The organism is Deltaproteobacteria bacterium, assembly GCA_009930495.1.
In the GTDB taxonomy this organism is placed as follows: domain Bacteria; phylum Desulfobacterota; class Desulfovibrionia; order Desulfovibrionales; family Desulfomicrobiaceae; genus Desulfomicrobium.
Genome location: RZYB01000095.1, coordinates 1 through 10,537, shown reverse-complemented (window position 1 = coordinate 10,537; position 10,537 = coordinate 1). Strand labels below are relative to the sequence as shown.

Sequence of the window (10,537 nt, the reverse complement as noted above, 5' to 3'; positions counted from 1 at the left end):
TCCTGCTGGCGTTTGAACTTGGCCGTGACCGTGTTTCCCGTCATGGCGTGACACGATTCACATTTTCCCTCGACCGCCTTGGTGTGTTTGTCGTGCGCGAAGCGAACCACAGGATATTCCAGCTCGCCAAACTTCTTCAGTGTGTCGATGGGAACGAGATCCGCCCCCATCCGCGCCCCCGACGCAGGCTGTCCCTGCTTCCCCCCACCAAGAGCGTTCAGACCGAATCCAGCCATCGCCATGCTCACGCACAGGATGGTCATCCATCGTACTGCTGGCCTTCCCTTCTCCATGTGAAAATCCCTTGTTGATAAAATCACCGCCCAAAACTCGCGACAACAACCGCATCATAGATTGAAGCCGTCGCCCCTACCGTTCCCTAAAGACCCGCCACCACCCTCACGACGCTAAAAACAGCCATTTTGATGCAGACTCTTTAGGTATGTTTTTTTCAGACTCGTGAGGTATAGAATTGTCAAATTCGCGTCAAGAGATCGACCTATATTTCACAAGCAAAAAAACAGACCAGGGTTTTGCCTGCGGCTTCCTTCAGATTCCATCTCGCGGGGGACACACTTGCCGTCCGGCTAACGCTTCCCCCTGTCGGGTGCGTAGAGGACTTTCACCTCCAAGTGGGTGCGCCCTGCCGGGCGCACCATAAAAAAACCCGGCTTTCATGACGAAAGCCGGGTTTTGAAAAAACCGAGAAACGACTAGCTTATTTCTTTACATGACACTCGCCGCAAGCCACCGGACCTTTCTTCTGGTCGACATGGCATTGCTTGCATTGCTGATGGTATGCCGTTCGTAATCCAGGCTGACTGCCCTCGGCTTCTAAACCGTGGCAATCAGAGCAGGCTTGGTCCTCGGAGCTTTCTCCCTCGACCTTTTTGCCGTTATCATAAACATGATGACAAACGGAACAATCCCCGACGATTTCGCCATGCGCATCGTGATCAAAAGCACTGACCGGCCTTTCCAGCGTTCCAAAGGCATCGACCTTGAGGACCGTGTCCTCCTCGGCAAAGGCGGCCACGCCCCAAAGCATAAGGCAAAAAGCGCAGAATATAATGACAATAGTGTGCTTATTTTTCATCACTCACCCCTAAACCGCATTCGGCTTTTCCATGCAGTCATAGATAATTTCACAAAGGAACTTTAGTTCCATTCCAAGCTTGAAGTGGTGAATGATGTCCTCAAGCCCACCATGGCAATTATGGCAAGGAGCGATACACACCTTGACCCCCGTCGCCTTGAGCTGCTCCGCCTTGATCCGATTGCCTTCGACGCGAGCATTCTTGTATGGCGGCCCACAATTGATGACACCACCACCCGCGGAGCAGCAATAGTTATGCTCACGGTTTGGATGCATTTCCACCAAATTGGGACAAAATGCCCGGACAACCTCACGCGCCTTTTCATGCAGACCACGCCCGCGCACTACGTTGCACGGATCATGCAAGGTCACCGGCTCTTCAAACTGCTTTGCCACCTTGAGCTTGCCGGAGTTGAGCAAATCCCAATAAAATTCCAGGGCATGCACCATTTGCACCGGGGGCATCCGCCAACCCAGAACGCGGTTGCCCGTGTCATAAACGGAACGGAAGGCATGGCCGCACTCGCCCATGACAATTTTCTTGACCCGCAGCCTGGCCGCTGTTTCAAAATGCAGGCGCTTCAAGCGTCCCATCATTTCGGAATCGCCGGTGTACATGGCCATGTCCGAATTGTCCCAGCCCGGCGTGGCCGGCATGGTCCAATCGCAACCGCATTCGTTCATGATCGCCGCGACCTGATAAATCAGCTGCGTCCGGAACTTGGGCTCGGGCCCGATGACCGAGTACATAATCTCGGCGCCTTCTTTTTCCAGCGGAATGCGCGCCATGGGCAGCTCTTCCCGCATTTCGTCTTCCTGCCACTGCAATGCATCGATCCATTCATCGTCCTTGACCCACATCTGATTCATGGTCGCCGAATGGGAATGAGCTGTGTCCTGAATGTAAAGCGGCGTGATTTCCAATTTGTGAGAAATTCGACGCACCAGGGACATCATATACGCAATATCAATACCAAAAGGACAGTACTGCACGCAACGCCGACACAGATTGCACTCCGTCTGGGCAACCTGAACGGCTTGCTTCATGAATTCAACGGACACCTTGCCCTTTTTATCGAGCATTTCCCAAACCGTCTGCTTGACCTTGCCCACGGGCGAAAAACGCGGGTCACGATCATGGGACAAATAAAAATGGCAGGCCTCCGAACACAGCCCACAATGAGCGCAGGTGTCGACGTACGCCTTGAGACGGGCGCCCGCTTCGTTATCGAGCACATCATTAATTGTTTTCTCAATTCTCTCCGGGGTTAGATTCTCCGCACCCCGCTCAATACCCTCGTCTTTTATCCAGACGCGTTCTTTCATGGCGAACTCCTCTTTTTACCAATCCTTGACGTGCCGCACCATGCCGAATTCGGAACCGATATACGCCCGGGTCAAGGGAGCCAGCAGCATGTGGCTCAAACGGGTAAACGGTATCGCCACGAGCAATACCTCGGCGGAGAGCATGTGCAAAACAACCATCAGCATATAGTTGCCCAGCTGGTGATAGGCCAAAACGCCGGTCACGAACGGGGCCGCGACCAAGGCCAAAAGCACGTAGTCAGTCCAATCCGTGACATAATTCACTTCCGGACGGACCACGCGACGCACACCAAAAAAAACACACGCGCCGATAACCGCGAAGGCGATGATGTCGGCCACGACATCGGGAATGGTGAACCACCCGATCCCGAACCCTTCTTCAATCATGATGACGTGCGCGGACACAAAAAAAAGCAGCGCGAAAAAAGCAATATGAAAGAAAAAGGCCACCCCGGTAAACACCGGGTGCAAGCGCATGTTCGTCGTGTTGAAGGGAATGGACCAATTAAGTATGGAGCGTAGTCCATACTTCAGGGATATGTAATTAAGCTGGACCTGATCCTTTTTCCTGGCCGTGTCCAGGGTCCGCCATATTTTGTAAATTGACCCGAGCGCGAAAATCGCCCAAGCGGCCCACGCCAGGGGGCCAGATACCCACAAATAGACATCCTGCATGTCCAGCCTCCTTATTTGATGATGTTCGCGACCGGCTCGACAATTCTCTGGTACTTGCCGCCGTCGATAGCCCGGATCAAAACCTTGCTTCCATCGGGGCTGAAGATCGGATCAAAGCACTGATCAAACGTCTTGCCATATTCCCGCCCATCGATCGCGATGGTGAATTTCCCCTTGTTCTCCACACGAGCCGCGAGATGGGCGCTATCCGGAGAAAAAACCGGCGCGTAGCACATATCGTACTGGGCGCTCCAGGGCTTGTCGTCGGCAAAAACCGTCCACTTGCCGTCCTGCTTGCCCAAAGCGGCCAAACGGCGTCCGTCGGGACTGAAACTCATGTCCATGACCATGTCCCCAAACGTGGTGTTCCACGCCCGGCCATCCACGGCCAAGGTCCAACGTCCATATTGCGGACAGACAATGGCCGCCAGTTTCTCCCCGGAAGAACTGAACTGTTGTTCCCAAACTTGGAAAAACGAAGGCTGCCAGACAATCTTGGCGTCAATGGCCATGCCCCATTTCCCGGACACGCGCACCGGCGCGGCCACGGAATTATTCTTGGGATGGAAAATTGGCTCCCAGACTTGGCTATAGGTGACCGGCCACGGCTTGCCATCAATGGCGATGGTGTAGTCGAAAAGCGTCTGCCGGACCTGGGCGGCCACGGATGAGCTGTCGGCGTTGAATCGCGGGGTCCAGGCATTGACAAAATTTGTGGTCCAGGGCTGCCCGTCAACAGCGACGGAATAGACTCCTTTCTTGAACTTGAAGACTTCTGCCTGCCCCAAGGGTTCGGTCTGGACCACGGCAGCGCTATGAGCGCCGTTGTCACTCAGGGCAAAATTATTGGCGTTGGGAAAAAGTGTTTCCCACGCCACGCCGTCAACAACCATTCCGTACGTCAGCGAGTCCGCAAGACAACACGCGATGACGGAGCCGTCCTTGGAAAACAAGGTATTAAACAAAAATCCGTACGTCTCTTCCCATGCCTCGCCATCCACGCACATGGTCCAGTCGCCCTGATCATTGGCCAAGCCGGCCAAACGCCCGTCCGGCGAATAGCGCAAATACCAAATCCGTTCGTATCTTGGCTCCCAGCACGATCCATTCACGCAAACGCTAAATTCGGCGTCTCCGGTCTTAACCACGGCCGCGACCTGTTCTCCGTCGGGAGAGACCTGATTTTCTTCCCGCCATTCGATATCGCAGTCACATTCGGATAAATCAGCCACGGTCCTGGAGCCCACGCCCCAATCCCAGGCAGAATACTCAGCCATACAAACCCCTCCTTGCCAACACGGTTTTTCCAAAGGCCACGGTTGATCACAATTCCCCGAACCGTCTGTTCAAGGCAGGATCGAGGAATTTCAAAAACATCCATAAAATCACTTTACTATCTAAATTTCTTGGCATTCGCCTACTCTAGAATAGATGCCCTGTAAATACCATTTTCTATTCATACCCGACAAGTCTACAAAATAATCAGATCGAATCGATACAATATCACCACGGCCCAAAACGTGCTTGGATTCGACACGTTGAATAAAAAAGCCCGGCGTAGCCGGGCGTGGTGGAGGAGAAAAAAAAGAGGGACTCAAATTTTGAAACGCCTGACCATGACATCCAAATTTTCAGCCAATGTCGCCAGCAAACCAGAACTGGACTGGACAGACTCGGCCGTGATCGAAATCGCCCCGGCCGCCTCGTTGACCTCGGCCACTTCCTTGGCGATATCGCGCGTGACTGTATCGGCCTGGGCCACGTTCTCGTTGACTTCCTGGACACCAACAGAGGCCTGTCCGACGTTGTCGGCAATGTCCCGCGTCGTGACCGACTGTTCTTCGACGGCGGCGGCAATGGTCGAAACGATCGAATCCACGTCATTGATGACCTGGCTCACCTGCTGGATTTCAGTGACGGTGATCCCCGTGGCGGCCTGAATACCCTGGATTCTTTCCCGAATCTCCTCGGTGGCGCTGGCGGTTTGCTGGGCCAATTCTTTGATTTCATTAGCAACAACGGCGAAGCCACGTCCAGCTTCACCGGCACGGGCGGCCTCGATGGTTGCGTTCAGGGCCAGCAAATTGGTTTGGGAAGAAATGGCCGTGATGGCCTCGGTGACCTTGCCAATCTCCCGCGCGGCCGTTCCAAGCTCGTCCACGCGGCGGGAGGCCTCGGTGGACTTGGTAACCGCATGACCAGTAATTTCCTTGGCCTTGCTGGTATTCTGAGAAATTTCCGCGATAGTTACACTCATTTCCTCGGAGGCCGTGGCCACTGTCCTGATATTGATGGCAAATTCCTCCATGGCCGAAGCCACCGAGTTCATGTTCGCGCTCATTTCCTCGGTCGCGGCGGCCACCGTTCCCGCCTTGCCGGTCATCAAGCCAGAAGCCTGGCCAAGTTCCGAGGACAAGTTCCGCAACTGCCCCGAAGCCGCGTTGACCTGTCCGGAGTTCTCCGCCACGTCCTTGATGATCCCATGCACTCGACCGACAAACAGATTGAACCATTCCGCGAGCTCTTGGGTTTCCGTGCCAGATGTATCGGTGAGACGGCGAGTCAAATCCCCTTCGCCCTCTGCGATATCCTTGAGCATTTTGATCATATTCTGGATTGGCCTGATTATGGAACGCACCAAGACAATGGTCACGGGTAGCAATACCAGGATAAAACCACCGGTCACAAAGCTCAGGGCAATCCACAGAGCCTGGGAGGCCTCGGCTTCCAGATCGGCGGCCACGGCCGCCTGGGCCACCGCGATATTGTCGATATAAATACCGGTTCCAATCCATAAATCAGTTCCCGGAATCATGGTCGCGTAACTGATCTTCGGCTGTGGCCCCTTGCCGGGCTTGTCAAAAATATAGCTGACGAATCCACCACCCTTCTTGGCGCTCTCCATCAGTTCACGCACGTAATACACGCCCTGCTCGTCCTTGGCGCCCGAGGCATCCGATCCCTCACGGGCGGGATTTGGCGGCATGAGCTGATAAATTGTATCCTTGAACACAAAAAAATACCCACTTTTGTCGCTTTCAAAGCGAACATCGGCGATCAAACCGCGAATACCCTCGATTGGATCCTTCCCCCCGGATTTCGCGAGCATGCCAGATATGCTCACGGCCATGTTGTTCGTGGCCACCTGGATTTTGTCCTTGGCATCGGCAAGCATCAAATCACCAACCCGGGCAATCATCATGTCCTTGGACTGCCCTGCTTCATAAACAAAAAAAGCAACGACAATTCCGATGAAAATCACGACCACGCCGATCAAAACCAGCATTCGATTCCGAATCCCAAATTTCATCTTCATGCGACACCCCCGCGATGAGTAGTCTGACAGTAGTTTTATCCTATCCTATTCCACCATTTCGGCAAGCGAAAACAAAAAAGGCATGTCACCATGCCTTGTTATCTCCCGACAAACCAATCATTCCTTCGGACCTGGCGACGTATCTTCCGACGCACCAGGGGGAAGGACATTCTTTCCAGTGGATGAAATATCGATTTGCTTCGGCCCAACCACCTTGCCTTGACTGTCGATCATGGTTTTGTCGTCGATGATGGCGATCCCGAGGCGGTCCATGACTTCCCGCTTATATTCGTATTCCATGTCCTTTTTCCGCAATTTATAATTGAGAATCATGCGCACCACGCCGAAAATTGTCCCGGCCACCAACACACAGCCCAGACCGACGAGCACCACCTTGGCAGCGGCTTCTCCAAACCGGGCCAAATACTCCATGATGGAACTCATATTGTAGGCCACCCCGATCAGTGCCCCCAACAATAACAGCGTCAGCAAAAATGGGAGTTGAAAACAAAAATTCGCGATCCTGGCCAGCTTGCCGGCAGCTCCCTCCAAACCTTCTTCCTTGAAAATTGGCTCGCCGCGCTGGCCATAAACAAAGGAATTGAAGGCAACAACCACGATACCGACCAAAAAAGTCACGGCTACTGGCGCGGAAAAAGCAACAAGAAAATACACTCGCCACGGAAATGGAATATCGACGGGCTTGCCCGTCACCGCGACTTCATCGATTCCCAACTGATACACCCAACACACCAAAAAAATCAGCACTTCGACAACGATCAAAAGCTGCACGAATCTCTTGAAGAGATCCTTGATTTCGTAATGATCAAAAAAAGAAGCAATTCCCTTGCGCTTCTCTTCGGTATGCGCGTTCTGCGTCTCCTGCATCGTATCTCCGTATCGACCAATCCGTTATCCACGGACGAATGATTTTGCCAACGAGTCCAGGCCAATCCCCGCCTCCCTCCACGAGGGGTTGAGTTCCCCGCGACCCTGCATTAGGGAAGCTCAACGGTCATGAATATGCCTGGATAATTTTTTCCAATATTTCAAATTGATGAGTGCAATATGAATTGTTTTGATATCACTATCGCGGGAGTGGGTCCGGGCGGTTATGCCGCAGCTCCGCTTGCCAGTCAAAGAAGAAAACAGACCGTCATCAACCAGCGGAGACAGGTAGCCAGCGTGGTGGTCACCGAGAACGCACCCAGCCCGAACTTCGGGAGGTCGCATGGTTCAGGGGCCATTTAGAACACGCCAACCCCTGGTGCTGGCGTCGACCTCGCCCAGGCGGCAGGCTCTCCTGGCAGGGCTGGGTTTGGCTTTTGAGGTCATTCCCAGCTCCATGAACGAGCCATCTCCCGAACCTGGTGAAAATCCAGCCGACTACGCGGCGCGCATGGCCCGTCTCAAAGGAATGGACGTCGCGGCCCGGCATCCGGACAAATTCATCGTCAGTGCCGACACCATCGTGGTCCAGGGCTTAAACATCCTGGGCAAACCCAAGGACAAATTCCATGCCCTGGCCATGCTGACCGCACTCTCTGGCGACTGGCACGAGGTCATGACGGGATTCTGCGTACTACGAGCGCGAGGCAACATTGCCCGCTGCCAGACCGAAACCACGCGCGTTCACATGGCCACAAACAGCCGGGAGATGCTCACTGCGTACGTGGCCTCGGGCGAACCCATGGACAAAGCCGGGGCCTATGGCATTCAGGGCATCGGAGCATTCCTGGTGGACACAATCGAAGGGTCATACACCAATGTTGTCGGTTTGCCCTTGCGCTCTGTCCTGAATATTCTCCTTGAAGTCGAAGCCATTGGAGTGGTCGATGCCCAACACCTTGCCCAAGTCCGATAACGTCCTTGAACGTCTGGCTCACCACGCCGCCACCCTGGGCCCCGCCGGACGCATGCCCAGGGCTCCAGGCACCTGGGGTTCTCTGGCCGCAGCCTTGGCAGCGCCGTTTTTTTTTCTTCCGCTGCCAGCATGGAGTCGGATTTTGGTTCTGCTGCTTCTTTTTCCCCTGGGCGCGCTGTGCGCGAACCGGGCCGAGTGTCTGCTGGAATGCAAAGACCCGTCTTGCGTGGTCATCGACGAACTCTGGGGCCAATGGATTGCCATCCTGTTACTCCCGGCCGCGGATGCCATCTGGATCATTCCGGCGTTCTTGTTCTTCCGTTTCTTCGATATCCTCAAGCCCTGGCCTGTCCATGCCTCGGAATCCTGGCTACCGGGAGGATGGGGCATCATGATCGACGACGGCTTCGCCGGCCTATACGCCCTGCTTGTCCTTTCACTCTGCCGATTCCTGATTTGATCCATGTCTGCCGCTCTCCCACCACTTCCCATTAACGCCATTCTCCCGGATGTATGCCACGCCCTGGACAAAGACGGCGCGTGCGTCGTCCATGCACCGCCCGGCAGCGGCAAAACCACGCGCCTGCCCCTGGCCTTGATGGACGAGCCCTGGCTCTGCGGCCAAAAAATCCTCATGTTGGAGCCGCGTCGTCTGGCGACCCGTTCCGCGGCCCGGCATATGGCGGGATTACTGGGAGAATCTGTCGGCAAGCGGATCGGCTACCTTACCCGGTTGGATGCGCGAACTTCCCCGCGGACACGCGTCCAAGTCATCACCGAAGGCATCCTGACCCGCATGCTCCAACACGATCCGGAACTGTCTGGGTGCGGCTGCGTCATTTTTGATGAATTTCACGAACGCAGTCTCCAGGCCGACCTGGGACTTGCACTAAGCCTGGATGTCCGCGCGGCTCTGCGCCCGGATTTACGGTTGGTCATCATGTCCGCCACTCTGGACGTGAAGGTCATGGCCAGCTTGCTTGGCGGATGTCGCACCCTGTCATGTCCGGGGCAACCCCACCCGGTGGAAACCCGATACCTGCGCATGGCCGAAACCTTTGTGGAAGACCGCATGGCCAAGGCCATCCGACATGCACTGGCCACGGAGCACGGCGACATCCTGGCTTTTCTGCCCGGAGCGCGAGAAATCCAACGCACTCTGGAACTGCTCGACAATCCCGGCCCAGGCATTCTTTTCCATCCACTGCTCGGGGCCCTGACCGCCAGGGAACAGGACCAGGCCATCTGCCCGGCCGCGCCCGGAACGCGCAAGGTGGTTCTGGCCACGGCCATCGCTGAAACATCGCTAACTATTGAAGGGGTGCGCGTGGTCATCGACAGTGGGTTGGCCCGCCTGCCACGCTTTGATCCACGCGGGGGCATGTCCCGGCTGATCACGGAACCGGCCTCCTTGGCCACCATCGAGCAGCGCCGGGGCAGGGCAGGGCGCACGGCACCCGGCGTGTGCATCCGTGTCTGGGACCAGACCGACGAGATCAGTCGCAAACCCTTCCCCACGCCGGAAATTCTGGAGGCCGACCTGGCCCCGCTGGCCCTGGACCTTGCGCTGTGGGGGACACCCGACCCGGCCCAGCTGTCCTGGCCGACCCCGCCGCCAACCGGCAACTATCAAACCGCCATGTCTCTGCTAAACCGTCTGTGTCTGGTGGACGCCGCGAACCGGATCACTCCCCATGGTCGGGCTGTGGCAGAGCTCCCCCTGCATCCGCGCCTGGGGCATATGATCCTCACGGCCCAGGCCCACGGCCTCGGCCCCACGGCGATCCGGTTGGCCGCGATTTTGGCCGAGCCTGGACAAGTCATGCGTGGGGGCTCGGACCTACGCGAAATCGTGAACCCGCGCACCAGTCTGCCCGAAGCGGTACGTGCCGGCGAGGAGCAACTCTTCCGCGCGACAACCACTCCTCCCGGCACCATCAGGTCCGAGGTGGCGGGGCTCTTGACAGCTCTGGCCTATCCGGACCGCATCGCCCGCCGCCAGGAGGACGGCTCCTATCGCCTGACCAACGGACGCAAGGCCGTCTGGCCCGGACCAATCTCCCTGGCCAGCCAGGAATTTTTAGCCATCGCCGACCTGGACGGCGAGGCTGCCAGCGCGCGCATCTGGCAGGCCGCGCCCTTGGAACGGGAGGACCTGGAAAGATTCTTCGGGGATATAATGATCTGGGAAAACGAAATTCGTTTCGATCCGCTCAAGGACCGGGTCGTAACCTTACGCAAACGCATGCTGGGCAGTTTG

The 10,537-nt window shown here is 56.0% G+C and carries 10 protein-coding genes; 3 read left to right on the top strand and 7 right to left on the bottom strand.

All coding sequences use genetic code 11. The features are described from left to right. The 7 genes from EOL86_08930 to EOL86_08900 form a co-directional block, all read right to left on the bottom strand. Positions 1–263: cytochrome c class III (locus EOL86_08930; protein NCD25699.1), on the bottom strand; the 263-nt coding region annotated here is incomplete at its 3' end. Positions 264–718: 455 nt separating this feature from the next. Further along, positions 719–1,096 (bottom strand): acidic cytochrome c3, encoded by a 378-nt coding sequence (locus tag EOL86_08925; GenBank protein NCD25698.1) that lies wholly within the window; start codon positions 1,094–1,096, stop codon positions 719–721. A 9-nt stretch (positions 1,097–1,105) separates the two neighbouring features. After that, positions 1,106–2,422 carry a (Fe-S)-binding protein gene (locus EOL86_08920; GenBank protein ID NCD25697.1) on the bottom strand — a complete coding sequence of 439 codons (1,317 nt, stop codon included), beginning with the start codon at positions 2,420–2,422 and terminating at the stop codon, positions 1,106–1,108. 15 nt (positions 2,423–2,437) lie between these two features. Continuing rightward, the gene (locus EOL86_08915; protein NCD25696.1) at positions 2,438–3,097 is read right to left on the bottom strand and encodes a nitrate reductase; all 660 of its coding nucleotides are present in this window, start codon (positions 3,095–3,097) and stop codon (positions 2,438–2,440) included. Positions 3,098–3,108: 11 nt separating this feature from the next. Continuing rightward, positions 3,109–4,374: a WD40 repeat domain-containing protein gene (locus EOL86_08910; protein NCD25695.1), complete on the bottom strand. Its 1,266-nt coding sequence runs from the start codon at positions 4,372–4,374 to the stop codon at positions 3,109–3,111. A 317-nt stretch (positions 4,375–4,691) separates the two neighbouring features. After that, complete coding sequence (locus EOL86_08905) at positions 4,692–6,413, bottom strand: methyl-accepting chemotaxis protein (protein ID NCD25694.1); 1,722 nt, start codon at positions 6,411–6,413, stop codon at positions 4,692–4,694. Positions 6,414–6,530: 117 nt separating this feature from the next. Continuing rightward, complete coding sequence (locus EOL86_08900; protein NCD25693.1) at positions 6,531–7,301, bottom strand: hypothetical protein; 771 nt, start codon at positions 7,299–7,301, stop codon at positions 6,531–6,533. 343 nt (positions 7,302–7,644) lie between these two features. Here EOL86_08900 and maf point away from each other — a divergent pair, with 343 nt between their 5' ends. The 3 genes from maf to hrpB all read left to right on the top strand — a co-directional run. Continuing rightward, entirely contained in the window at positions 7,645–8,277 is a 633-nt protein-coding gene (maf, locus tag EOL86_08895; GenBank protein NCD25692.1) for a septum formation protein Maf, read from the top strand. Next, a complete protein-coding gene (locus EOL86_08890; protein ID NCD25691.1) occupies positions 8,249–8,737 on the top strand; it encodes a phosphatidylglycerophosphatase A in 489 nt (162 codons plus the stop codon). The genes maf and EOL86_08890 overlap by 29 nt, the downstream gene beginning before the upstream one ends. Positions 8,738–8,740: 3 nt before the next feature. Beyond that, positions 8,741–10,537 (top strand): ATP-dependent helicase HrpB (gene hrpB / locus EOL86_08885; GenBank protein ID NCD25690.1); only part of this gene is annotated, 1,797 nt, incomplete at its 3' end.

What these genes read in the sequence shown, in the direction of transcription:
- EOL86_08910 (NCD25695.1), bottom strand. Translation starts at nt 4,374, where the DNA reads ATGGCTGAGTATTCTGCCTGGGATTGGGGCGTGGGCTCCAGGACCGTG.
- EOL86_08890 (NCD25691.1), top strand. Translation starts at nt 8,249, where the DNA reads ATGCCCAACACCTTGCCCAAGTCCGATAACGTCCTTGAACGTCTGGCT.
- EOL86_08900 (NCD25693.1), bottom strand. Translation starts at nt 7,301, where the DNA reads ATGCAGGAGACGCAGAACGCGCATACCGAAGAGAAGCGCAAGGGAATT.
- EOL86_08905 (NCD25694.1), bottom strand. Translation starts at nt 6,413, where the DNA reads ATGAAGATGAAATTTGGGATTCGGAATCGAATGCTGGTTTTGATCGGC.
- EOL86_08920 (NCD25697.1), bottom strand. Translation starts at nt 2,422, where the DNA reads ATGAAAGAACGCGTCTGGATAAAAGACGAGGGTATTGAGCGGGGTGCG.
- EOL86_08915 (NCD25696.1), bottom strand. Translation starts at nt 3,097, where the DNA reads ATGCAGGATGTCTATTTGTGGGTATCTGGCCCCCTGGCGTGGGCCGCT.
- maf (NCD25692.1), top strand. Translation starts at nt 7,645, where the DNA reads ATGGTTCAGGGGCCATTTAGAACACGCCAACCCCTGGTGCTGGCGTCG.
- EOL86_08925 (NCD25698.1), bottom strand. Translation starts at nt 1,096, where the DNA reads ATGAAAAATAAGCACACTATTGTCATTATATTCTGCGCTTTTTGCCTT.